The sequence below is a fragment of the Helcobacillus massiliensis genome, from assembly GCF_014191425.1.
Taxonomy (GTDB): Bacteria; Actinomycetota; Actinomycetes; order Actinomycetales; family Dermabacteraceae; genus Helcobacillus; species Helcobacillus massiliensis.
On the sequence record NZ_JACHWP010000001.1, the window covers coordinates 538,260 to 561,467 of the forward strand.

A 23,208-nucleotide genomic window follows, 5' to 3' on the forward strand; every position below is an offset into this window, starting at 1 on the left:
AGGCGCCGCCTCCTCGGACTCCGGGGAGGCGGCGCCTGGTCTATGCGACTTCGTGCGATGCTTCCCACGCGAAGGTGGCGAGCCAGTGGCTGGCCATGTACTCATCCGAGACAGCAGCGGCGGTGCCCGGCGCCATGAGGGAGGGGGCCGCCGCGCGCAGCGCAGCCGAGAGGTCGGACCGGGCACCGATCCGGTCGAGTGCGCGCGCCAGGCGCAGCCCGGAAGCGGCAGCGGTCAGGCCGAGGCCGTCGAGGTGGGACTGGTGGCCGTCGGTGGGGTCCAGCACCGGCACGGGCCGCAGGATCTCGGAGTCTTCGCCCAGGTCGGTGAGGAACGCCGGCAGCCAGGCAGCGAGCTCATCCGGATCGAGGGCGAGCAGCATGAGGTCGGCTTCGCAGAGGCCAGGGGAGAGGAAGTCGTGGCCGGAGCGCTCCTGGTGGAACGCCCACGCCCGGTCCCTGGTGAAGAAGCGTCGGGCGCTCTCGCGGATGGCGTCGGCAGCGTCGGTGCGGCCGCGGCGCTCAGCGACCATCAGCAGCCGGCGCAGCGCGAACGCCGTGTTGGTGTGCAGTCCGTGCCGCACCGGCAGGTCGGTGCGGGACAGCCAGGTGATCGTGAGGTCGAGGACGGTGTCGGCGAGCGGCGCCGCCCCGGGCGCGCGGTCCTGCAGTTCGGGCGTGGTGGCGGTGGCGAGGGAGTCGGCGAGCATCGCAGCCCACGCCCAGCCGTAGGGCCGCTCCCATGTGGGGTGGGCCCGCAGGTAGTCGACTTCGGTCTGGATGTTCTCGGCGCTGAGGTGCTGCTGGAGGAGGTCCAGGGCGCGCTGCCGCCATGCGGGGGCGGGGGAGGGGCCGACGGGCTCCTCGATGAGCTGGGTGAGCAGCCAGTGCATGTGGACGCTGGAGTGCCAGTCGAAGGAGTTGCCGAATGCGGGGTGCAGCGCTGCCGGGGTGTGCATGTCGGCGGGGTCGGCCTGCACATGGTGCGCGGCGTACGGGTAGTGGCGGGTGATGTTGTCCAGGGCGACGGCGGCGAAGGCGTCGATCAGATCGGTGTCCATAGAGACCTTAGGGTACGGGACAGCACAGAATCGCACAGCCGGCCGCATTGGGCCGGCATTTTCGCGGGAACCGCCCAGTGCAGCGCCTTCACCGCGCCTACTGTGGAGATGGAACCCCATTCGCTGTGACTGACTTCTGGAGGACCCCATGTCTGATCTTCTCGCCGGCCGCTGCGCCCTCGTCACCGGCGGCACCCTCGGCATCGGCTTCGGTATCGCCCAGACCCTGCGCGCTCACGGCGCCCGCGTCATGGTCACCGGCCTCACCGATAAGGAATGCGGCCCCGTCCGGGACGCCGGTTTCGACGCCATCGCCGTGGACGTCCGCGACCCGGACGCCTGCGCCGCCGCCATCGAACAGGCCGTGTCCACGCTCGGCTCCCTCGATGTGCTCTGCTCCAACGCCGGCATCTACCCGCAGGTCCGCATCGAAGACGCCACCGCCGAAGACTTCGACACCATCTTCGGCGTCAACGTCCGCGGCACCGTGAACATCGTGAAGGCCGCGCTGCCGACGCTGCGCGACTCGGGCCGTGGCCGCATCGTGGTCACGAGCTCCATCACCGGCAACCACACCGGCTACCCCGCCTGGTCGCTGTACGGCGCCACAAAAGCCGCGCAGATGGGCTTCGTCCGCTCCGCCGCGATCGAGCTCGCACCATCGAAGATCACCGTGAACGCTGTCCTGCCGGGCAACATCGTCACCCCGGGGCTGAAGGCCCTCGGCGAGGACTACATGGACAAGATGGCGCGCTCCGTCCCCCTGGGCTTCCTCGGTGAACCCGAGGACATCGGTGAAGCCGCCGCCTTCCTCGCCTCCGACGGCGCCCGCTACATCACCGGTCAGCAGATCATCGTGGACGGCGGCCAGATCCTGCCGGAGACCCCCGAGGCGCTGGAGGACATGCGCGCCGCCGGTTGACAGCCGCGCCGAGGTGAGGCCCCGCGGTCACGGGGCCGGCCGGGCTGGAGGGCCGGATCCGTCGGCCTCACCGCCGACGGAGGAGGTCCTCCGCCCGCGCCTCCGCATCGACCACGGAGGCGCCGTCCAGCATGTGCAGGGCGAAGTCACGGCTCATGCGGTCGAAGCAGGCGGTGCCGCGCACGGGGTTGCCGTGCTCGTCCAGCGACGGTGAGAACGTCGCGAACCCCAGCTTCGGCGGCAGCGCCGCGAGGATGCCGCCGCCCACCCCCGACTTCGCCGGCAGGCCCACATCGGTCATCCAGTCGCCGGCGTCGTCATACATCCCGCAGGTCATCATCACCGACATCGTCAGCTTCGCTGCGCGCCGGGAGAACACCCGCTCACCCGTCTTCGGGTTCACGCCGCCGCTGGACAGCGTCGCCGCCATCACCGAGAGGTCCTCCGCGGTGACCAGGGTGGAGCAGCCGCGCACATAGCCCTCCACCACGTCATGCGCGTCCTCGGCCATCTGGCCGGCGGCGCGCAGCATGTGGGCGAGCGCCAGATTGCGGTCAGCGTCCTCCATCTCCGCTTCGAGGGTGTCGGCATGCACCTCGAGGTCACGGCCCGCGGCTCGGCACATCGCCTCGTGCAGACGCTCCCGCCGCTCACGGGGGCTGGTGCCGAGCATGGCGTGGATCCGGATCGCGCCGATGTTGATCAGCGGGTTCTTCGGCCGGCCCGTGTCCAGGTTCAGCGACACCGCGTTGAACACCTCACCGGTGGGCTCCACATCCACTCGGTTCAGCACATGGTCCTCACCCCGATGGTCCAGCGCCGCCGCGTAGCCGAACGCCTTCGAGATCGACTGGATCGCGAACTCATGCCGCGTGCCGACGCTCATCACCTCACCGTCGCCGAGGCACACAGCGATTGCCAGGTGGTCCGATCGGGCGCCCGTCAGCTTGGACATCGGCGGGATCTGTCCGCCGCTGACCTCATCGAGAACGGATCCCCGCAGGGCCGCCAGGTAGTCAAGAAGCGCACTCATGGCTCGACGCTAAGCCACCGGGCCCCTCCAGGCAAAGCCGCGCACCTGCGTGCGAGCCTGAGGCACGCGCCCCTCAGATGCGGACGGGGCGGCTGGGAGCCGACTGATTCCACAGCCGGTCCAGGGCCGTCACCACGAACGTTCCACGCACCGGCGCGGAGCCCGTCAGGGTGAGGGTCTGGCGGCCCCCGCGGTCGTCGGCGCGGACCGTGGCGAGGAGGTTGCGCCCGTCGCCCAGAGCGGCTCCGTCGGCCTGCCCGGCCGGCAGGCGCCAGATCGCGAAGCTGGTGGCGCCCTTCGCACTCGCGCGGTTCCAGGACAGCACCGCGGCATCGCCCTTCGCGGACACCTGCACACCCACCGGGGCAGACGGGGTCGTGCCCTTCAGGTGCGGCATCTCAGGAACCAGTGCCGGAGTCGAATAGTGCTGCTTCACCATCGCGGTGACGGCACCGGCGGTGTCGGAGCGCAGATCCTTCGCGCTGAAGAACGCATCGCCGTCCACCGACGGGTAGGAGCGGTTGAACGTGAGGTGCTCGGTCAGCTCAGCCGCACCGAACTCACCGGAGGTGGACTTGTACACGGCCTGACCGATGAACAGGGACACGTTCGTGTCCTTCACCTGCTCGCACCACCAGGAGGTCAGCTCCGCGTAGTCCGCCGCTGGGTGGCCGATCTCCCAGTAGATCTGCGGACAGATGTAGTCCACCAGGCCCTTCTTCACCCAGTCGAGGGTGTCGGCGTACACGGTCTCGTAGGACCCCGAGCCGGACGTGGCGGAGCCGCGCGGATCCGAGGACTGGTTGCGCCAGATGCCGAACGGGCTCACCCCGAACTTCACCCACGGCTTCTCCGTCTTGATCCGCGTCCCCATCTCTTCGATCAGCAGGGTGATGTTCTGCCGGCGCCAGTCCTCCACGCTCTGGCCCGCGCCGTACTTCGCAAACGCGTCAGCGTCCGGCAGCTCCTCCCCGTCCACGGGATAGGGGTAGAAGTAGTCGTCGAAGTGGACGGCGTCGATGTCGTACCGAGTGACGGCGTCCATCATCGCGTCCTGCACGAACGACCGCACCGCCGGCAGACCCGGGTTGTAGTACAGCTTCTTCCCGTACGCGAACACCCAGTCCGGGTGCACCCGAGCCGGGTGGTCCGCGACCAGAGCCGACGGGTCGTCATGCTGCGCCACCCGGAACGGATTGAACCAGGCATGGAACTCCAGGTTGCGGGCGTGCGCGGCCTTCACCTGGAATGCCAGCGGGTCATACCCCGGGTCCTTCCCCTGCTCGCCGGTCAGCCAGTGGGAGAACGGCTCCAGATCGGACGGCCAGAACGCGTCGGCCGTGGGCCGCACCTGCGAGATCACCGCATTCAGCCGCAGCTCCTGGGCCAGGTCCAGCCACGCCAGGAACTCCTTCTTCTGCTCCTCAGCGGACAGCCCCGGCTTCGAGGGGTAGTCGATGTTCTCCACCGCCGCGATCCACATTGCGCGCAGCTGCCGCACCGGGCGGGTCCTGTCAGCACCCGCCTCACTGATCGTCTCCGCCGACGGGTCGTGCGCCGCCGACGCCGCCGGCGCCCCCACGACCCCGACGGTGAACGCCGCTGAGGAGACCACCGCCCCGGACGTCAGACGCAGCAGATCGCGGCGGTTCAGCGGTTCAGCCATGAGGGTGGTCTCCTCGCACAGGTGACAGGACACCCTTGACCGTTTCATGATTCTCTTGGAATTTCCATGAACAAACCGGAAGGACACTGCCATGTGCCGTCTGCTCGCCGTCTCCACCCGCGACGACCGCCCCCTCGCGGAGGCCTACAGCGAGCAGTTCGAAGCGTTCACCTCCCAGTCCTGCCTGCACACGGACGGCTGGGGCCTCGCCTGGTATGAGAACGGTCACCTGAGCACCGGCCGCGACATCGACGAAGCGCACGCCTCCGGCCTGTACCGCGACCTCACCACCCACCGGGCCCGCGGCCCCATTATGCTCGCGCACCTGCGCAAAGCCAGCGAAGGCCTCGCCACCGAGATCGCCAACACCCACCCCTTCACCGACGGCGACATCGCCTTCGCCCACAACGGCGAGTTCGACCTGTCCGATGCCCTGCGCCGCGCCGTCCTCGACCGCGGTGGCCGCACCCCCTTCGGCACCACCGACACCGAACTGTTCTTCTCCCTCCTCACCCGCTGCGCCGCCGACGCCGACCTCACCGACGCCTCCCCGCTCGCCGACTGGGCGCGGGCCGTGCAGCAGGCGGCGCGCGACATCACCGGACTGGTCCTCGCCCACGGCACCCGCCCGCCCGAGTCACTGAACTGCGTGCTCACAACCCCGCGCGGCTTCGTGGCGTACACCCAGTGGGACCCGGAGCAGTCGAAGCCGCCGAAGAAGTACGGCGACTACCACCTGGACTTCCGAGCGGAGGCAGAGCGTGTCGTCGTGGTGTCCAGCGGCGTGGACACCTCCGGGTATGAACGCCTGGAGCAGGGGGAGGCGCTCGCCGTCACCGCGGGCACGCTCACCGCCGAACGCATCGCCGCGCTGGGCTGACGCCGCGCTCAGCCCTTCCCGGTCGGCATGTGGGGATTCCCGCGGTCGACCTGTGCCGACGGGTGCCGACGGGTGCCGCCAAGGTTGCGCGGAGGCCTGGCGATTAGCCTCACGGCACAGCCCTCGACACCCGTTCTTCAGGAGGCGCCATGTCCGAGAAGCTCGACCAGCTCACCTTCCACGACCCCGTCACCCGCTTCGAGTCCATCGAACCGCCGATCCAGCACCAGGAGGAGCCCGGCCTGGACCGCGATCTGAAGCCGCACCCTGACCGCGGTGAGGAGTCCTACCGCGGCACCGGCCGTCTGCAGGGCCGCCGCGCTCTCATCACCGGTGCCGACTCCGGCATCGGCGCCGCCGTCGCCATCGCCTTCGCCCGCGAGGGTGCGGACGTGGCCCTCAACTACCTGCCGCAGGAACAGGCCGACGCAGAGGTCATCAAGGACCTCATCGAGAAGGAGGGCCGCACCGCGGTCCTGCTTCCCGGTGACCTCGCCGACCATGATGTGAGCCGCTCACTGCCGGACAAGGCGGTCGAAGGTCTCGGCGGTCTCGACATCCTCGTCAACAACGCCGGCAAGCAGATCAGCGTGGACGAACTGGAGAAGCTCGAGGATCAGCAGGTCGAGGAGACGTTCGACGTCAACATCCTCGCGATGTTCCGCATCACCCGTGCCGCGCTGAAGCACCTGCCGGCAGGCTCCACCATCATCAACTCCACCTCGGTGCAGGCTTACAAGCCGTCCGCGCACCTGCTGGACTACGCCTCCACCAAGGCCGCGATCAACGCGTTCACCAAGGGGCTCGCCGAGCAGCTCGCACCCAAGGGGATCCGCGTCAACGCGGTGGCGCCCGGTCCGGTCTGGACAGTGCTGCAGGTGACCGATGGGCAGCCGAAGGAGAAGCTGCCGAAGTTCGGCAAGGACACCCACCTGGGCCGCGCCGGCCAGCCGGTGGAACTCGCACCGGCCTACGTGTTCCTCGCCTCGGCGGAGTCCAGCTTCGTGGTGGGGGAGACCCTCAACGTGAACGGCGGCCAGCCGACCCCCTGATCAGCAGGTGGGCGACATCGGTGCAGATGCCGGTGGCGCCCCAGTTCAGCAGCTGATTCGCGCGCGCCGGGTCGTTGACGGTCCACACGTTGACGTCGAATCCGGCGGCGCGCATCGTCTCCACCTCGGCGCGGGTCAGTCCTCGATCCTGCGGATGCACGATTCCCGCACCGGCCATCTCGATCACGGTCCGCCAGTCCTCCCGCAGCGACTCCCGCGTGAACAGGCACGCGAGTTCGATGCTCGCCCCCGTCGGCGCGCCCTGCAGCTGGTCGGCGGCGCGGCGGATCAGCAGGTGGTTGAACGAGGACAGGATGATGCGCCGGTCCGGATCCAACCGGTCCAGCGCCTTGAGGACCGTGTCCACGAGGGCGCGTCCAGCCGCGGCACCGCCGACGGGTGACTTCAGCTCGATGTTCGCATTGAGCTCCAGGGCGTTCAGCAGATCGATCAGCTGATCGAGCGTGGGAATCCGCTCACCGGCGAACGCGGGGGAGAACCAGGAGCCGGCGTCGATATGCTCGAGATCGCTGCGAGTGAGGTCCGCGATCGTTCCGGAGCGGTCCGTGGTGCGGTCCAGCTGGGTGTCGTGGAGGAGCACCGCTGTGCCGTCGCCCAGCAGATCAACGTCGCATTCCAGCCACTGCACTCCGTGCTCCGCCATCATTCGGAATGCCGCCAGCGTGTTCTCCGGGGCGAGACGGCTCATGCCCCGGTGGGCGATGATGCGTCCCGTCACCGTTGACCCCCTCGACCAGCGCCGCGGCGGTGAGCGTTCCATGCGACCACAGCGGCGAGGACGGCTGCGGCGACCGCGATGGTCACCCAGTTCGGAACCGCCCGGGAGAAGGACATGACGTTCGCCTCCAGCTGCGCCTGGTCGCGTGCGCCGAGGACACCGCCGAGGTTCGCCGTGCCCTGCGTCAGCAGCATCAGCACGCCGATGCCGATCGTGAGCACACCGGCGATGATCGCCGTCCACGTGGTTCGGATCGGGCCGAGCACCACTTCCCGCGGCCGCACCAGCGACCGCACCCACGGCAGGCGCGTCCACACCAGTGCCAAGATCAGCAACGGCGCCGTCATCCCGGCCGCGAACACGAGCAGGATGAGGCCGCCGTACAGGGCGTTGGAGCTGAACGCGGCGAACGCGAGGACCGCGCCGAGCATCGGGCCGGCGCACACACCGGCCACGCCGTACACGGTGCCGAGCGCGTAGGTGGACAGTGCCGAGATGCTCGAGCTGCCGCCCGGGGCGCCGGGCGCTCCCACCGACGGGGCGGAGCTGAGGCGGGACAGACCCGGAATCGGAATGTTCAGCAGCAGCAGAGCACCGAGCACGATCACAAGGATCGAGACGACGGTGACCAGCGTTGACCGGTGCTGGTTCACCAACGCGCCGAGGGAGCCGGCGAGGATGCCCAGCGGGACGAGGGTGGTGATGAGTCCGAGGTAGAACACGCCGGTGCGCGTCAGCACGGTGGTGCGGTCGGCGAACGCGTAGGAGAAGAACGCCGGCAGCAGCATGACGGAGCAGGGGCTCAGCAGTGTGAGTGCCCCACCGAGGAAGGCGCCGAGGAAACCGAGGTCCATGGTGTCACTCCGCGGGCTTCTCGCCGGCGTCCTCGAGGGCTTTGTCGATGAACTCCTCGAAGTTCTCGATCGGCTGCGCGCCGGCCATGCCCTGCATGCCGATGCCGAAGAACGGAACGCTCGTCACCCCGGCCATCTGAGCCTGCTGCGTCGAGGCGCGGACCTCCTCAGCGAGCGCCGGGTCCTTCATGTCCTTCTTGAAGCGGTCGATGTCCTCCACGCCGACCTCCCGGGCGAAGTCGACCAGCTCGTCATCCGGCAGCTCCGGGTGGCCGCGTGCGGGGGCGGCGGCGTAGACTGCGGTGATGTACTCCACGTACTTGCCCTGGCGGCCGGCGGCTCGAGCTGCCATGGCGGCGCGCTCAGACTCGGGACCGAAGAAGGAGACGTCATGGAACTCGATGCGCAGCTGACCGGAGTCCACGTACTTCTTCTGGATCTCCGGGAGGGTGTCGCGGTCGAACTGGGCGCAGAACGGGCAGCGCATGTCGGTGAACTCGATCATCGTGACCGGCGCGTCCACATCACCGATCGCCATGGGGTCGTCCGGGTCGTTGCGCTCCAGGCCGGGGCCGTCATCACCCGCAGCGGGGGAGGCCGACGGGGCCTGCTGTTCACCGCCGCCGTCGGATGCGGCCTGGGCGGTCGCCGTCGGCGCGGGGTTCGCCGACGCGGAAGCAGCAGTGGGCGATTCGGACGAGCGGTTCTTCGTCAACTGCGCGACGAGCACGAGCGCGGCGAACACGGCAGCGGCGATGCCGACGACGATCAGGATGCGCCCGCGCCCTCGACCGCGGCTCTGCGACGGGGCGTCGGCGCCGTCGGGCGCAGTGCTGGGGAGCGGTTCAGGCTGGGGTGAGGAGGGGTTCGTTGACGTAGACACGCCGACAGGCTAGCGGTTTCCAGCGGGCGGGACGAGGCGTTCGAGGCCCGTGCCACCGATGCATCAGCGGGAAAGGCTGGGAGTGCGTGGAGAGTCGCCGCCTATAGTTGCATCGTTATCGAAACGAGACTGGCGCGCCTTGCGTCGATTCGGAAGGAGACCCCATGAACAACGATTTCGCCAACAAGGCAGAGAGTGCCGCGGACAAGTTCGCAGACAAGACGAAGAACAAGTCCGACGAGTTCTCCGGCAAGGCCAAGGAAGCACTCGGCGGCCTCACCGGCGATGATCAGCTCAAGGGCGAGGGCAAGGCCGAGGCCCTCATGGCGAAGGGCAAGGACGCCCTCGATTCCGTCAAGAACTCCATCCAGGACGGCTCCGCCCAGGAGGTCGTCAAGGAGAAGTTCGAGCAGGTCAAGGGTGCTGTCGCCGAGGGCGTGGACAAGTTCCAGAACCGCAAGTCCAACTGACACCAGCGGACACACAGCAGGGCCCCACCCGAACGGGTGGGGCCCTGCTGTGTGAGAACGGCGCCGCAGCGGGTCAGGAGCGCAGGATGTTCTCCATCTTCTTGCCGCGCGCCACTTCGTCCACGAGCTTGTCCATCCAGCGGATCTTCTGCATGAGCGGATCCTCGATGTCCTCCACCCGCACCCCGCAGAGCACGCCGGTGATCAGGTCCGTGTTCGGGTGCATCTGCGGAGCATCCGCGAAGAACTCCCGCAGCGTGGCGGGAGAGGCCGCCTGCTCGCGCAGCTGCTCGGTGCTGTAGCCGGTCAGCCAGGTCAGCACGTGGTCGAGCTCCTCGCGGGTGTGGCCTTTGCGCTCCACCTTGGTCTGGTACAGGCCGTCGATATCGCCGTATCGCATCTGGAAGACGCGCTCGAGCTTCGGGTCAGTGGTCATGCCCTGAGCCCATCGGAGGCGCTCACAGGAAGAACTGCGTGACCAGGCCGGAGATCGCGATCAGCCCGAACACGACCACGAACGCGTTCACCACCCACTGGCGGCGGAAGGGCTTGAGCGCCGGGATCGTGTAGATGCCCACCACCGGCAGGATGAAGAGGATCATCGCAATGACCGGGCCGGTGATCTGTTCGATGATGTCGAGGATCTGCGGGTTCGCGACCGCCACCAGCCAGGTGATGACGAACAGCAGCACCGCGACGATCTTCTGCACGGTCTTGGCGTTGAAGTCCTCGCGCGGGGTGCGGCGCACCGCACGGATGATGCCGACCGCGCCCTCAGCAGCGCCGAGGTAGTGGCCGAAGAAGCTGGAGGTGATCGCCGCCATCGCAATGATCGGACCGGCGTAGGCGATGATCGGGTTGTCGAGCGTGTTCGCCATGAAGGTCAGCACCGTGTCATTGGAGGCGCGGGCCTGCGCCATGCCGTCCGACCCCATCGCCAGGACACAGGACCACACGAACAGCATCGTGAACACCACGAGGATGGTCGAGGCCAGACCGAGCGTCTTGGACGCAACCGCGTTCGCATCGTCTCCGTGCTCTTCGCGCATCGCGAGGGAGAACTGAGAGATCGCGGGCGAATGGTTGAACGCGAACACCACGGTCGGCATTGCGAGCCACACAGCCGTCAGCAGGCCCGTTGCGCTCGGTGCCTGGCTGAAGGCGGAGAAGTCCCACTGGGGGATCAGGTAGATCGAGAAGGTGAACAGGGCGAGGATCAGCGGCACCACGATCCACCCGGTGATCATCAGCATCAGCTTCTGCCCGAACAGCATCACCAGCATCATCGCGCCCACCAGCACCAGGGCCAGCAGCCAGCGCGGAATTTCCGGGCCGTGCAGCTGCTGCTGGATGAAGCCGTCCACCGTGTTCGTGATGGAGACGCCGTAGATCAGCACGATCGGCAGGATCGCCAGGAAGTACAGCACCGTGATGACCATGCCGATGGCATGGCCGTAGTGGTCCTCGGAGGTGGTGGTGATGTCGGCGTCCTCACGGTCGGAGGAGAGGACGTACCGGGACAGTCCGCGGTGCGCGAGGAACACCAGCGGGCCCACGATGATCGTCAGGATCAGCAGGGGCCACACGCCGCCCTCACCGGCGGAGATCGGGAGGAACAGGATGCCGGCGCCCACAGCGGTGCCGAACATGCTGATCGCCCATCGCTTCGAGGCCTTGGGTTCGCCGTCGGACGCCGTGGTGGTGTTCGACAGATTCTCGGGGGTGGAAGACATCGTTGTCCTAGCAGAGAGACTCCGGGGTGCCCCTCGACCTTACCAATCTGCACCCGTGGCCCGACTCAGGCGCGCGCGAGTCGGCTCCGCAGAACTGCGAACGCCCCGAACAGCGCCGCTACCTGGGCGGACACTGGTCGGGGCGAGAAGCCGGAGCTGCGGATCAGGCGCCGGTGAACAGCGTGAACAGGACGCCGGAGATGGCGATCAGTCCGAAGATCAGAACGAACCCGTTGCGCAGGTAGTCGCGGCGGTACTTCGTCAGGCCCGGGATCGTGTAGATGCCCACGATCGGCAGCACGAAGAGGATCGCCGCCAGCACCGGACCGGACATCGATTCGATCAGGTCGAGGATCTGCGGGTTCACCACCGCGGTGACGTACACGATTGCGAAGATGATGGCGGCCACCAGGTACTTCACGCCCTTCTCGCCGAGGCGCTCGGTGAAGCGGGGCGCGGAGTCGCGGATCATCGCGACCACGCCTTCCGCCACGCCGAGGTAATGGCCGAAGAAGCTCGAGGTGATCGCGCAGATCGCGATGATCGGGCCCATGATGCCGATGATCGCCACGCCGGTGTCGTTGGCGAGGTAGGACAGCACCGTCAGGTTCTGTGCGCGCGCCTCCGCCAGCTTCGAGGGACCCATCGCCAGCACGCAGGACCACACGAACGCCATCGTGAAGATGACCAGCAGGATGTTCGCGACCCGCAGGGTCCGGGAGGCCTCCTGTTCGGCGCGGTCGCCGTAGGCGTCCCGCATCGACAGGGAGAACTGGGAGATCGCCGGTGTGTGCGAGAACGCGAACACGAGCACGGGGATCGACAGCCACACCGAGAACACCAGCGAGCCGACGGTGGGGCGCGCGGAGAACGCCGACAGGTCCCACATCGGGATCAGGTAGAGGGTGAAGAACGCGAGCGCGGCGATCAGCGGCCACACCAGGAACGACGTCACCTTCAGCATCAGGTTCAGGCCGAAGAACATCACGGCCATCATCGCACCGATGAGCACCAGGGCCAGCAGCCAGCGCGGGATCTCCGGTCCGTGCAGCTGGTTCACGAGGAACGAGTCCACGGTCGAGGTGATCGCCACGCCGTACACGAGGACGAACGGCAGGATCGCCAGGAAGTACACGATCGTGATGACCATGCCCCAGACCCTGCCGTAGTTCTGCTCCGCCACCATGGTGATGTCCGATCCGGGCACGCGGGAGGACAGCACGAAGCGGCTGAGGGCGCGGTGGGCGAGGAACGCGAGCGGCCCGATGATGATCGTGATGATCAGCAGCGGCCACACGCCGCCGGCGCCGGCGGAGATGGGCAGCAGGAGGATTCCCGCACCCACGGCGGTGCCGAAGAGCGAGATCGCCCATGACATGTTGAACCGCTTCGGATGCTCGGGCGGGTTCGCGGGCTCCTCGATGACAGCGGCGGTCGAACCGCCCTGTTCGGCAGGGGATTGGGCAGACATAGTTGTCGGATTCCTTCGCAGGTGGACGGTCAGGGTCACGCGCCGTCAGGGCACGGCGGCGCCCGCGGCGGTCATGAGGGATTGGTCCACCGTAGCCCGGTGCCGACGCGAGGTCGATTTAAGTGGCGCAGGCTACACCAGGGTGAATGCGGTGTCAGGAGAACGCCGGTGTTCGTCTCTCAGCTGCAGGCTCAGCGCACGATGGTGCGGCGATTCGCATCGACGCGCCGGGTCCAGCCGCGCCCGTCCAGATGCTCCAGCAGCGGGATCAGCACTCGGCGGGTCGTGCCCAGCGCACGCCGAGCCTCCGACGCCGTGAACGGCTGATCCAGCTGCGCCAGCTCCCGCATCGCCAGTGCCGGCGCGGTGGGCAGCAGCACGATGCCGTCGGCGATGCGCAGCAGACGGCCCTGCTTCTGAGCCGCCGCGAGCTCCTTCGGGCCAAGCCGCAGGTCATCCAGATCGAACGCCTCCGGGGCCGCGAACGGCTCCTTCTGAAGACGCCGCTCCAGCTCCGCGACCGACGCCTCCGCCGCCCCCAAAGTGGGCGCTGCACCCGGGAGGGTGAAGCGTCCGCCGACTGCCTCGACACCGGCGGTGCGCACCACCAGGGGCAGCAGGGAAGGGTCCGGAAGCTGCAGGGCGGTGAGGGCGGCGCCGCGGGGGAGCCCGCCGCCGAGCGGGTCGCGCTTCAGCTCCTCGCCGATCGCGGTGCGCAGCTCGGCCGCCCAGCGGTCGAGGCGGTCGCGGGCGATGAGGAAGTCCCCGTTGGGGATCAGGCCGAGGTCGCTCAGGGACGGGGCCGACGGGTCCGCGCCCGGCACCTCGAGTCCGAACCGCTCGAGCTGTTCGGTGCGCATCGCACCCCGCCGCTCCACCTCCACCAGGGCACTGCCCCTCTCGGGCAGGGCCGCGAGCTCCGCGGCGCGGCGCCGTCCCGCGCCGCGGCGGTCCAGTTCCGGTGGGTCCACATCCATGACGCGGACACCGCCGAGGACGGCGCGCTGCCCACTACCGCGCAGCACCATGCGATCGCCGATGACCAGCGGCAGCACCCGCGGCATGGTGATCCGCGCATGCTGCGCATCGAACGGCCGGATGTGCGCCTGCAGGGCGGCCGAGCCGATGTGGACGGTGACATCGCCCGGCAGCTCGGTGAGGTCGCCGGCGGTGGTGGAGCGGACATCCACCGTGTCGGTGAGATGGAAGGCGCCGGGAGTGATGAGGACATCGCCGCGGTGGATCGCATCGGTGCTGACGCCCCGCAGGTTCACCGCTGCCCGGTTCACCGGTTCCAGGCGCTCCACGGACCGTTCCCGCGACTGGAGGCCCCGGACGTCCGCACTCAGCGTCCCCGCGCGGGTGATGATCTCAGCGCGCATCCCGGTGCGGAGGGTGCCGGCGCCGAGGGTGCCGGTGATGACGGTGCCGGCGCCGGAGATCGCGAACGACCGATCGATCCACAGCCGGGTCCGGTGGCCGGCGGCTCCGGCAGCCGGCGAGGCGGTGATGGATTCGCGCAGGACACGATGCATCTGGGTGCGCAGGACCTGGATGCCGTCGCCGGTGCGGGCGGACACGGCCACGGCGGGCGCACCCTCCAGCCCGGTGCCGCGCAGCTGCGCACGCGTCTGCTCGATGACTGCGTCCACCATCTCCGGCGCTCTGTCGGTCTTGGTGATGACGATGATGCCGCGGTCGATGCCGAGAGCCGCTGCGGCGTCGCGGTGGTCCGCGGACTGCTGCTGGAAGCCCTCGTCGGCAGCGACCACGAACAGGACGATCGGGGCGGGGCCGAGCCCGGCCAGCATGTTGCCGAGGAACCGCTCATGGCCGGGCACATCCACGAAGCTGACGGTGTCACCGTCGAGCTCGGTCCACGCGAACCCGAGGTCGATGGTCAGGCCGCGCTCCTTCTCCTCCGCCCACCGGTCCGTGTCGATGCCGGTCAGGGCGCCGATGAGAGTCGTCTTGCCGTGGTCGACATGTCCGGCGGTGGCGACGACGAAACAGCTCACGAACCCTCCTCCTCAGTGCTCTCAGCAGCGGCAGCCGCCGCGATGATCTGCTCAGCGAGGACCTGGTCCTGATCCTCGGGGATGCAGCGCAGATCGATCAGGCAGGCCCCGTCGGCCACCCTCCCCACGACCGGCATCTCACCGGAGCGCAGCGGGTCCGCCAGGCGGGTCGGCAGGCGCAGCGCCCAGCCGGGCAGGGGAACGCCCGTGCCTCCACCGCCGCCCACGCGGCCCTCATGCTCCACCACGCCGGCGTTCGGCGCGGCGCCGTGGACAGCGTCGGCGAGGGCCTCCGTGCGGCGGCGCAGCTCAGCCGGATCGGCGTGCAGCGCGGCCAGCACCGGGGGAGTGGGGCCGAGCAGCGTCGCCTCCAGCGCCGCGAGGGTCAGTTTGTCCACGCGCACCGCGCGCGCGAGCGGGTGCCGCGCGAGCCGTGCCACCATTGCGGCGGTTCCGGCGAGGACACCGGCCTGGGGGCCGCCCATCAGCTTGTCGCCCGAGGCGATGACGGCGTCCGCCCCGGCCCGTAGCGCCTCCCCGATGCTCGGCTCCTGCGGCAGCGCCGCATCCGGTTCGAACTGACCCGAGCCGACGTCGACGATCAGCGGGACACCTCGTTCGTGCGCGAGCGCAGCCACGTCGTTCAGCGGCGGAACTCCGGTGAAGCCCTCGAGGCGGAAGTTCGACGGGTGCACCACGAGGATCGCCCCCGTGTCCTGTCCGATCGCGTCCGCGTAGTCCTCCAGGCGGGTGCGGTTCGTGGTGCCGACCTCCCGCAGCCGCGCCCCCGTGGACTCCATCAGGTCCGAGAGTCGGAAACCCGCCCCGATCTCCACGAACTGGCCGCGGGAGATGATGACGTCCCGATCGAACGCGAGCGCTGTGGTGGCGAGGACGAGCGCTGCAGCGCCGTTGTTCACCACGAACGCGTCCTCAGCGTCCGGCATCCGCTGCAGCAGGGCGGCGCGCGCCTGCGTGCCGCGGCGTGACCTCTTCCCCGTGCCGAGGTCCATCTCCACGTCCGTGTACCCGGCGGCGTCGGCGATCGCGGCGCGCGCGGCCGCGGAGAGGGGTGCTCGGCCGAGGTTGGTGTGGATGATCACGCCGGTGGCGTTGAGAACGGGGCGCAGGGCCGACGGGGTCCGGCCCGTCACCAGGCGCACCACCTCAGCCTGCACATCCTCCGGGGTGATCGCGCCGGCTCGGGCGCGGTCCTGCACACCGCGGATGATGCCGGTGACGACCGGCCGGCTCAGCGACGCGGACGCGGCAGCGACCTCCGGCAGGGTCAGGAGGTCATCCGTGCGGGGGATCCGTCGGCGCGGATCGGAGGGGGCAGTGGGCACGGCGCGGCCTTTCTGCTCGGGACAGCGGCGAGCCCCCGAACCCGCCCGAGGCGACCGGTGGCGGTCGCCGGTGCGGGGCGCGGCTCGAGGGCTGCGAGAAGAGTTGGCGGAGACGGACAGGAATCGAACCTGCCAAACCGAGATGCTCGGTTTCAACAGTTTTGAAGACTGCGGAGCCCACCAGGACCCAGACGCCTCCGCCGCCAACGCTACCAGAACAGAACCCCAGGTCCGGGGCCTGGGTCCCGAGCCTCCTCGGTACAGTGGGAGCATGAGCACTCCCAACTTCGCCGGTATCACCCTTCCCTCGGATGGCCAGCGCCGCCTCACCCAGTTCGCCCACGGCGGCGGCTGCGCCTCGAAGATCCCCGCCGCGGAACTCGAGCAGGCGGTCTCCCCGCTCGCCGGTCAGGACTTCGACAGTGTGATCGTTGGTCTCGACGACGGCGATGACGCCGCCGTGGTCCGCATCCAGGACGGCCTGGCGGTCATCTCCACCGCGGACTTCTTCGCACCCGTCGTCGACGACCCCTACGACTGGGGCCGCATCGCCGCCGCGAACGCCCTCTCCGACGTCTACGCCATGGGCGGCACGCCCGTCGTCGCCATCAACCTCGTGGGCTGGCCCCGCGCCGACCTGCCGATGGAGATGCTCAGCGAGGTGCTGCGCGGCGGCCGCGACATCGCGAACGAAGCCGGCTGCCCCGTCATCGGCGGCCACAGCGTGGACGACCCGGAGCCGAAGTACGGCATGGCCGTCACCGGAACCGCCGACCCGTCCCGCCTCATGCGCAACGACGCCGCCGAGGCGGGGCTCCCGCTCACCCTCACGAAACCGCTCGGCGTCGGCTTCCTCAACAACCGCCACAAGACCACCGGCGACGTGTTCGCAGCAGCGATCGACTCCATGACCACTCTCAACCGCGACGCCGCCCGCGCCGCGATCGACGCCGGGGCAGTCGCCGCGACGGACGTCACCGGCTTCGGGCTTCTCGGTCACCTGTTCAAGATGTGCCGCGCTTCCGGTGTCAGCGCCGTGGTCGACTCCGCCGCCGTGCCGCTGCTCGACGGTGCCGCCGACGCGCTGGCCGACGGGTTCGTCTCCGGCGGCACGCGCCGCAACCTCGACTGGGTCGCCCCGCACCTGCGCACGCACGATTCCGTCGGTGAGGACGCGCTGCTCACTCTCGCCGACGCGCAGACCTCCGGAGGGCTCCTCGTGGTCGGCGAGGTGCCCGGCTACCCGGTGATCGGTGAGATCACCCCGGCTGGCTCCGACGCGCCGGCGGGCACCGTCACCATCCGGTGACATCCGGGGACCTGTTGCGCCCTTCCCTAATGTGAAGCGCCGGCCGCCCCCACGGATCGGGACGGCCGGCGCTTCAGCTGTCGCGGAGGTCAGCCCGCGGTGGTGATGGAGTCGTCGACGATGCCGGCAGCGCGGCGCTCCTCAAGACGGTCACGCTGCGGACCCACCACGTACTTCGGATCCGTGGTGGACAGGTGGCCGGCCTCCACCACGCCGAAGCGGGTGAGAGCGGAGCCCGCCATCAGGGCGGCACCGGACGCGGCGGCGAGGATGCGGGACCGCTTGCCGAACAGCAGCGTGCCCACGCCACCGGCGATCGTGAGGGCGTGCGCGAGCTTCAGCTTGCGGCCCGGCTCCTCGATCTCCAGCGGCTCCCGCTCCAGCGGGTGCATGTCCTTCTTCATCAGGTCCATGGCGATGAGCTCACCGGCGGCACCGGTGATCGCCAGCAGGCGCGCCGGCTTCGTCTGCTCGGAGCCCGTCGTGATCATCGCCAGGCCGCTGGCGGCGGCCGTTGCGGAGGACACGAACAGGTACGGCAGGCCGCGACGGGCACCCGCCCACGTCGGTGTCGAGGTCATCGACAGCAGTGCGGCCGTGTATGCCGCCAGCGGTGCGCCGAGGAAGCCCATCGCCACACCGGAGGTGTCGGCGGCGGTGCGCAGCATCGGGCGCAGCGGCCCCAGCGGCAGCACCTCACCGAGGACGTCGTCCGCCTCGGAGACGGCGGCGATGCCGGTCACAGTGCCGTATGCCGACAGGATCCACGTGCCCCACGACATCGGCGATGTCGGCTTCACCGTGCGCATCATGTTGAGGAAGCGCTCGGGGCGGCCGAGGTCGGCGATCAGGCACACCGTGCCGGCGCCGACGGCGCCGAGGGCAGCGAAGCGGGCGTTGCGGCGCAGGTCGTCCAGATCGAACATCTGCGCACCGAACGCCAGCAGGCCCGAACCGCCTGCGACACCGCCGAGGAACAGGTACGCGCTGATCTCGTCGCCCCACGGGGCGGCCTTCACGATCGGCCGACCGTAGTATGAGGTGAACTCGACGTCGTCGACCATGCTCATCTCGCGCCCGCCGTCGTCACCGCCGCGGCGGCGACGACGCAGCATGTCACCGGCGGCGCCGCTCAGGCGGTCGCGGCGGCGCTTCCGGCGCGGCTGCTCCGGCGGACGGTATGCATCGAAATCGGAATTCGTCACTTCCTGCCTCCCAGGAACGCCAGGGCCGCCACGGCGACCATGCCGGCCGAAGCAGCGGCGTAGCTCGCCATGATCTGACCAAGGTGCTTCGTCGGAACGACCGGGTCCGGCGGAAGGCCGTACGTCTCCGGTTCGTCCAGCAGCAGGAACACCGCGCCGGTGCCGCCCACGCCGTCCTTCGGGTTCGCGCCGTACAGACGCGCCTCAGTCATGCCCTTCGCATGCAGTTCGGCCACGCGCTGACGCGCCTTGTCCACCATGTCGGTGTGGTCACCGAACTTGATGGACGTGGTCGGGCAGGTCTGCGCGCACGCAGGGGTCTGCCCGTCCAGCAGACGGTCGTAGCACAGGGTGCACTTGTTGGCGGTGCCCATGTTCTTGACGTCGTCGTGGTCCCCGGGCTCGGACTTCGGCGAAATGGTGCCGTCGTCACGGCGCTGGATCACGCCGAACGGGCAGCCTGCCACACAGGTGCCGCAGCCGTTGCAGATGTCGTTCTGCACCACCACGGTGCCGAACTCCGTGCGGAACAGCGCACCCGTCGGGCACACGTCCAGGCAGCCGGCGTTCGTGCAGTGCTTGCAGACATCCGAGCTCATCAGCCAGCGGAAGTCAGGCGTATCCGGGGGAGTGGTGTCCACATTCCCACCGGCGATCGCCGCATCCGCCCTCTGCTCGGGAGTCATCGCGGTCTTCGGGCCGATCGACGGCATGCCGAGCGACACCAGGCGCCTGCCCGACTCCCGGGCCTTCGCCACCTCGTCCTCGCCCTGTTCGATGAAGGCGACGTGGCGCCAGGTGTTGGCACCGAGTTCACCGGTGTTGTCGTGCGACTGCGAGAGGTATTCGTAGTCGCCGTCCTGCGGGTTCTGGTTCCACTCCTTGCACGCCACCTCGCACGCCTTGCAGCCGATGCAGATGGACGTGTCGGTGAAGAACGCCTTGCGATCCTTGGCGTCGTGAAGGGACCAGCGAGCGTTCTCGATCGGGTCCTCAGCTCCGTAGAGCTTGGGCATGAGAGCGGTCATCGGTCCTTCCTCTTCTCGGTGTCGCCGGACGTCGAGCCGGAGCTGCTGGCGGTGGGGCCCTCGCTGCCCTTCGGAGCCGCGTTCGTCTCCTTGGTGTGCTTCGAGGACTTCGACTCATCGGAGTCACCGCCGGTGGAGCCGGAGGACTCCGTCATCGCGCCCGAGCCCTTCTCACTGTCGTCCCCGCCGGACTTCCTGCCCGCGGAGATCGTCGCGCGGCCCCGGTTGGAGCCGTCGACCACGGTCTGCTCCGCCTGCAGCGGGTTCTCCGGCTGCACGAAGGAGCGGTCCAGCTGCACCATGCCGGTGTCGACAGTGATGCCGGCGTCCGCCCGGTACTTGTCGATCAGATCCAGCAGATCCTCACCGCGCGGGCGTCGACCCGGGCGGATGGCTGCCGCGTTGTGCTTGGAGTCCTGGATCTGGACGTTGTCGTCCAGGGTCAGGCCCAGCAGATCGTTCGCGCTGTCACCGGAGACCACGGCCTCGTCGCCCTGCGCCCAGTGGTACGGGATGCCGATCTGGTGGATCGTGCGTCCCAGCACCTGCAGCGGCTTCACACGGCGGGTCACCATGACGCGCGCTTCGATCGCCGAGCGCGGCGAGATGATCGTGGCCCATTCGCCGTTGACCAGGCCGGCCTCTTCGGCGAGCTCGGGGGAGACCTCGCAGAACAGCTCCGGCTGCAGCTCCGACAGGTACGGCAGGAAGCGGCTCATACCGCCGGCCGTGTGGTGCTCCGTCAGCCGGTACGTGGTGAACACGTACGGGTAGACGTCGTTGCCCGCCTCGCGCACGTGCGGGGCGTACAGGTTGTCCTCGCGGGAGAACAGCACTCGGGTCGGGCTGGACTGGATCGGGTAGAGCGGGTTGCCCACATGGGACTCCGGCGGCTCGTAGTGGGTCGGCATCGGGCCGTCCACCATGCCCTTCGGAGCGAACAGCCAGCCCTTGCCGTCGGCCTGCATGATGAACGGGTCGTTGCCGCTGAGGCCCTTCACACCCGTCTCACCCGGCTCGGCTCGGTGGCTCGGTGCGAGCGTGGGTGGGAAGTCGGGAACGTCGTACCCGGTCCACTTGCCCTGCTCCTCGTCCCACCAGACGAGCTTCTTGCGCTCCGACCACGGACGGCCCTCCGGGTCCGCCGAGGCGCGGTTGTAGAGGATGCGGCGGTTGGCAGGCCATGCCCAGCCCCACTCGAGGGCCATCTCGTCCTGCTCCTGGCCCGGCTTGCGGCGACGCGCCTGGTTGACGCCGTCGGCCATCACGCCGGCGTAGATCCAGCAGCCGCCGGCGGTGGAGCCGTCGGCCTGCATCTCGCCGAAGGCGTTCAGGTTCTGGCCCTTCTTCTCACCCGACAGGTGATAGCCGTTGATCTCCCGCAGGACGTCCTCGGCATCGGGCTCACCGTGCTCATCCACGCTGTAGTCCCAGGTGAGGTCCTGGATCGGCTTGTCACGCGGATCGGTGGAGTCCTTCAGGCGCTCCTTGATCATCAGGCCCAGCTTGTGGAAGAACTCCAGCTCACTGGTGCAGTCGCCCGGCGGGGTGACGGCCTGGTCGCGCCACTGCACCATGCGCTGCGTCTGCGTGAACGAGCCCGCCTTCTCCGTGTGGTTCGCGGCCGGCATGAAGAAGACCTCGGTGTCGATCTCCTCGGTCTTCAGCTCACCGGTGGCGATCTCCTGCGAGTCCTTCCAGAAGGTCGCGGTCTCGATCATGGAGAAGTCGCGCACCACGAGCCACTTGAGGTGGCTGAGCGCCATGCGCTGCATGCGACCGTTGGCGGAGCCCACGGCCGGGTTCTGGCCGAGGATGAAGTAGCCGTCGACCTTGTCCTCGAGCATCGCCATGGTGGTCTGGTACGTGCCATGTGCGCCGGAGAGCTTGGGCAGGTAGTCGAACGCCCAGTTGTTCTCCTTCGTTGCGGCATCGCCCCACCACGCCTTCATGAGGTTGATGAGGTAGGTCTCGCCGTTGGCCCAGAAGCCCTTCTGGTCCTTGTTGCCCACAGCCTTCACGTACTCCTCGTACGTGTCGTGCTTGCCTGCGGTCGGCATCGCGATGTAGCCGGGCAGGATGTGGAACAGGGTCGGGATGTCCGTGGAGCCCTGAATGGTGGCGTGACCGCGCATCGCCATGATGCCGCCGCCCGGGCGGCCCATGTTCCCCAGCAGCAGCTGGATGATCGAGGCGGTGCGGATGAACTGCGTGCCGATTGAGTGCTGGGTCCAGCCCACGGCGTACACGAAGCAGCTCGTGCGCTCGCGACCCGAGTTGTCGGTGAGGGACTTCGCGAGGTACTCGAAGTCGTCCTTCGAGATGCCGCAGGTCTCCTCCACCAGCTCGGGGGTGTAGCGGGCGTAGTGGCGCTTGAGGATCTGGAACACCGTGCGCGGGTGCTGCAGGGTCTCATCGCGCTCACCGGAGTCGTCGTACTGCCAGGACGACGGATCGTACGAGCCGGTCTCCGGGTCGTAGCCGGAGAAGAGGCCGTCGAGGTCCTCAGTGTCCCGGAAGTCCTCACTGATCAGCTGGGCGGCATTGGTGTACGCCGTGACGTACTCCTTGAACCACAGCTCATTGGTGATGATGTAGTTGATGATCGCGCCGAGCAGGACGATGTCCGAGCCCGCACGGATCGGCACATGCTTGTCCGCCAGAGCGGACGTGCGGGTGAAGCGCGGATCCACGTGGATCACGCGGGCGCCGCGCGCCTTCGCTTCAGCGACCCACTGGAAGCCCACGGGGTGGGCCTCCGCCATATTGGATCCCTGGATGACGATGCAGTCGGCGTTCGCCATGTCCTGCTGGGACTGAGTGGCGCCGCCGCGGCCGAACGAGGACCCCAGACTGGGGACCGTGGCACTGTGTCATATGCGTGCCTGGTTCTCCATCTGGATCGCCCCGGCTGCGGTGAACAGCTTCTTGGCGAGGTAGTTCTCCTCATTGTCGATCGTCGCGCCGCCGAGCGAGGCGATGCCGAGCGTGTGACGAAGGGTGCGCCCCTGATCGTCCTTCTCGCGCCAGTGGTTGCGGCGGGCTTCGATGAAGCGATCGGCGATCATCTCCATCGCCGTGTCGAGGTCGAGCTTCTCCCACTTCGTGGATCGGGGAGCCCGGTAGAGCATCTCGGTGATGCGCCCCGGTGAATTGACCAGCTGCTCCGATGCGGCGCCCTTCGGGCAGAGACGGCCGCGCGAATGCGGCGAGTCGGGGTTGCCCTCGATCTGGATGACCTTGTTGTCCTTGGTGTAAACGCGCTGGCCGCAGCCGACTGCGCAGTACGGACACACGGAGTGAGCCATCGAATCCGCGGTCACGGTGCGAGCTGTCAGGTCCTCAGAGACCTGCGACTTCACCGCCGGGCCGCGGCCGAAGAGGTCACCCGATGTCAGCTGCCGAACGGCGGGCCAATTGAGCGGGGTGATTCTAGCCATGACCCGAGCCTACTCCGTGAACGTCGGAATACAACGCCCAGACGCACATCGGCGGGTGTTGCCCACGCCATCCCGATTTATGTGCGCTCGCATTTGCGG

The 23,208-nt window shown here is 68.7% G+C and carries 18 protein-coding genes, 1 tRNA gene and 1 pseudogene; 5 read left to right on the plus strand and 15 right to left on the minus strand.

Annotation, left to right across the window (positions count from 1 at the left end):
- Positions 1–40: 40 nt before the first annotated feature.
- Positions 41–1,060, minus strand: a complete 1,020-nt coding sequence (locus tag FHX50_RS02495) for a DUF2891 family protein (RefSeq protein WP_183374112.1) — start codon at positions 1,058–1,060, stop codon at positions 41–43.
- A 148-nt stretch (positions 1,061–1,208) separates the two neighbouring features.
- Here FHX50_RS02495 and fabG point away from each other — a divergent pair, with 148 nt between their 5' ends.
- Positions 1,209–1,982 (plus strand): 3-oxoacyl-ACP reductase FabG, encoded by a 774-nt coding sequence (fabG, locus tag FHX50_RS02500; protein ID WP_183374114.1) that lies wholly within the window; start codon positions 1,209–1,211, stop codon positions 1,980–1,982.
- 67 nt (positions 1,983–2,049) lie between these two features.
- On the opposite strand, the gene glsA is transcribed toward fabG, so the two are convergent.
- A complete protein-coding gene (gene glsA / locus FHX50_RS02505; protein WP_183374116.1) occupies positions 2,050–3,015 on the minus strand; it encodes a glutaminase A in 966 nt (321 codons plus the stop codon).
- 73 nt (positions 3,016–3,088) lie between these two features.
- Positions 3,089–4,681: a glycoside hydrolase family 10-like protein gene (locus FHX50_RS02510; protein ID WP_183374118.1), complete on the minus strand. Its 1,593-nt coding sequence runs from the start codon at positions 4,679–4,681 to the stop codon at positions 3,089–3,091.
- Positions 4,682–4,772: 91 nt separating this feature from the next.
- Here FHX50_RS02510 and FHX50_RS02515 point away from each other — a divergent pair, with 91 nt between their 5' ends.
- Together FHX50_RS02515 and FHX50_RS02520 are read left to right on the plus strand one after the other, a co-directional pair.
- The gene (locus FHX50_RS02515) at positions 4,773–5,561 is read left to right on the plus strand and encodes a class II glutamine amidotransferase (protein ID WP_183374120.1); all 789 of its coding nucleotides are present in this window, start codon (positions 4,773–4,775) and stop codon (positions 5,559–5,561) included.
- Between the two features lie 149 nt (positions 5,562–5,710).
- Positions 5,711–6,613 (plus strand): SDR family oxidoreductase, encoded by a 903-nt coding sequence (locus tag FHX50_RS02520; protein ID WP_183374122.1) that lies wholly within the window; start codon positions 5,711–5,713, stop codon positions 6,611–6,613.
- Here FHX50_RS02520 and FHX50_RS02525 read toward each other — a convergent pair.
- The 3 genes from FHX50_RS02525 to FHX50_RS02535 are packed head-to-tail and all read right to left on the minus strand — an operon-like array spanning position 6,582 to position 9,089.
- Positions 6,582–7,352 carry a glycerophosphodiester phosphodiesterase family protein gene (locus FHX50_RS02525; protein ID WP_221187085.1) on the minus strand — a complete coding sequence of 257 codons (771 nt, stop codon included), beginning with the start codon at positions 7,350–7,352 and terminating at the stop codon, positions 6,582–6,584. The two genes, FHX50_RS02520 and FHX50_RS02525, sit on opposite strands and share 32 nt — an antisense overlap.
- Entirely contained in the window at positions 7,349–8,206 is an 858-nt protein-coding gene (locus FHX50_RS02530) for a cytochrome c biogenesis CcdA family protein (RefSeq protein ID WP_183374126.1), read from the minus strand. The genes FHX50_RS02525 and FHX50_RS02530 overlap by 4 nt, the downstream gene beginning before the upstream one ends.
- A 4-nt stretch (positions 8,207–8,210) precedes the next feature.
- Positions 8,211–9,089 carry a DsbA family protein gene (locus FHX50_RS02535; protein WP_343064030.1) on the minus strand — a complete coding sequence of 293 codons (879 nt, stop codon included), beginning with the start codon at positions 9,087–9,089 and terminating at the stop codon, positions 8,211–8,213.
- A gap of 164 nt (positions 9,090–9,253) precedes the next feature.
- On the opposite strand from FHX50_RS02535, the gene FHX50_RS02540 reads away from it, so the two are divergent.
- Positions 9,254–9,559 (plus strand): CsbD family protein, encoded by a 306-nt coding sequence (locus FHX50_RS02540; RefSeq protein ID WP_183374128.1) that lies wholly within the window; start codon positions 9,254–9,256, stop codon positions 9,557–9,559.
- 73 nt (positions 9,560–9,632) lie between these two features.
- Here FHX50_RS02540 and FHX50_RS02545 read toward each other — a convergent pair whose 3' ends face one another.
- From FHX50_RS02545 to FHX50_RS02570, 6 genes are all read right to left on the minus strand, one after another.
- Positions 9,633–9,995 (minus strand): DUF2200 domain-containing protein, encoded by a 363-nt coding sequence (locus FHX50_RS02545; RefSeq protein WP_183374130.1) that lies wholly within the window; start codon positions 9,993–9,995, stop codon positions 9,633–9,635.
- Between the two features lie 22 nt (positions 9,996–10,017).
- Positions 10,018–11,292, minus strand: a complete 1,275-nt coding sequence (locus tag FHX50_RS02550; RefSeq protein WP_183374132.1) for an aromatic amino acid transport family protein — start codon at positions 11,290–11,292, stop codon at positions 10,018–10,020.
- A gap of 163 nt (positions 11,293–11,455) precedes the next feature.
- A complete protein-coding gene (locus FHX50_RS02555) occupies positions 11,456–12,763 on the minus strand; it encodes an SLC5/6 family protein (RefSeq protein WP_239374423.1) in 1,308 nt (435 codons plus the stop codon).
- 191 nt (positions 12,764–12,954) lie between these two features.
- Positions 12,955–14,781 carry a selenocysteine-specific translation elongation factor gene (gene selB / locus FHX50_RS02560; RefSeq protein WP_183374134.1) on the minus strand — a complete coding sequence of 609 codons (1,827 nt, stop codon included), beginning with the start codon at positions 14,779–14,781 and terminating at the stop codon, positions 12,955–12,957.
- On the minus strand, positions 14,778–16,127 hold the full coding sequence (selA, locus tag FHX50_RS02565; RefSeq protein ID WP_183374136.1) for an L-seryl-tRNA(Sec) selenium transferase: 1,350 nt from the start codon (positions 16,125–16,127) through the stop codon (positions 14,778–14,780). Before selA ends, selB begins: the two co-directional genes overlap by 4 nt.
- A gap of 104 nt (positions 16,128–16,231) precedes the next feature.
- A tRNA-Sec gene (locus FHX50_RS02570) sits at positions 16,232–16,326 on the minus strand.
- A gap of 72 nt (positions 16,327–16,398) precedes the next feature.
- Here FHX50_RS02570 and selD point away from each other — a divergent pair.
- Positions 16,399–17,436 (plus strand): selenide, water dikinase SelD, encoded by a 1,038-nt coding sequence (gene selD / locus FHX50_RS02575; protein WP_183374138.1) that lies wholly within the window; start codon positions 16,399–16,401, stop codon positions 17,434–17,436.
- An 89-nt stretch (positions 17,437–17,525) separates the two neighbouring features.
- On the opposite strand, the gene nrfD is transcribed toward selD, so the two are convergent.
- From nrfD to fdnG, 3 genes and pseudogenes are all read right to left on the minus strand, one after another.
- Positions 17,526–18,641 carry an NrfD/PsrC family molybdoenzyme membrane anchor subunit gene (gene nrfD / locus FHX50_RS02580; protein ID WP_183374140.1) on the minus strand — a complete coding sequence of 372 codons (1,116 nt, stop codon included), beginning with the start codon at positions 18,639–18,641 and terminating at the stop codon, positions 17,526–17,528.
- Positions 18,638–19,657, minus strand: a complete 1,020-nt coding sequence (locus FHX50_RS02585) for a 4Fe-4S dicluster domain-containing protein (protein ID WP_183375288.1) — start codon at positions 19,655–19,657, stop codon at positions 18,638–18,640. The genes nrfD and FHX50_RS02585 overlap by 4 nt, the downstream gene beginning before the upstream one ends.
- A gap of 314 nt (positions 19,658–19,971) precedes the next feature.
- Positions 19,972–23,109: pseudogene (fdnG, locus tag FHX50_RS02590) on the minus strand (formate dehydrogenase-N subunit alpha); the annotation flags it as partial.
- Positions 23,110–23,208: the final 99 nt, after the last annotated feature.

Bases quoted from the DNA above. Each gene is read 5' to 3' on its own strand.
- FHX50_RS02495 (WP_183374112.1), bottom strand. From the start codon at position 1,060: ATGGACACCGATCTGATCGACGCCTTCGCCGCCGTCGCCCTGGACAAC.
- fabG (WP_183374114.1), top strand. From the start codon at position 1,209: ATGTCTGATCTTCTCGCCGGCCGCTGCGCCCTCGTCACCGGCGGCACC.
- glsA (WP_183374116.1), bottom strand. From the start codon at position 3,015: ATGAGTGCGCTTCTTGACTACCTGGCGGCCCTGCGGGGATCCGTTCTC.
- FHX50_RS02510 (WP_183374118.1), bottom strand. From the start codon at position 4,681: ATGGCTGAACCGCTGAACCGCCGCGATCTGCTGCGTCTGACGTCCGGG.
- FHX50_RS02515 (WP_183374120.1), top strand. From the start codon at position 4,773: ATGTGCCGTCTGCTCGCCGTCTCCACCCGCGACGACCGCCCCCTCGCG.
- FHX50_RS02520 (WP_183374122.1), top strand. From the start codon at position 5,711: ATGTCCGAGAAGCTCGACCAGCTCACCTTCCACGACCCCGTCACCCGC.
- FHX50_RS02530 (WP_183374126.1), bottom strand. From the start codon at position 8,206: ATGGACCTCGGTTTCCTCGGCGCCTTCCTCGGTGGGGCACTCACACTG.
- FHX50_RS02540 (WP_183374128.1), top strand. From the start codon at position 9,254: ATGAACAACGATTTCGCCAACAAGGCAGAGAGTGCCGCGGACAAGTTC.
- FHX50_RS02545 (WP_183374130.1), bottom strand. From the start codon at position 9,995: ATGACCACTGACCCGAAGCTCGAGCGCGTCTTCCAGATGCGATACGGC.
- FHX50_RS02550 (WP_183374132.1), bottom strand. From the start codon at position 11,292: ATGTCTTCCACCCCCGAGAATCTGTCGAACACCACCACGGCGTCCGAC.
- FHX50_RS02555 (WP_239374423.1), bottom strand. From the start codon at position 12,763: ATGTCTGCCCAATCCCCTGCCGAACAGGGCGGTTCGACCGCCGCTGTC.
- selD (WP_183374138.1), top strand. From the start codon at position 16,399: ATGAGCACTCCCAACTTCGCCGGTATCACCCTTCCCTCGGATGGCCAG.
- FHX50_RS02585 (WP_183375288.1), bottom strand. From the start codon at position 19,657: ATGCCCAAGCTCTACGGAGCTGAGGACCCGATCGAGAACGCTCGCTGG.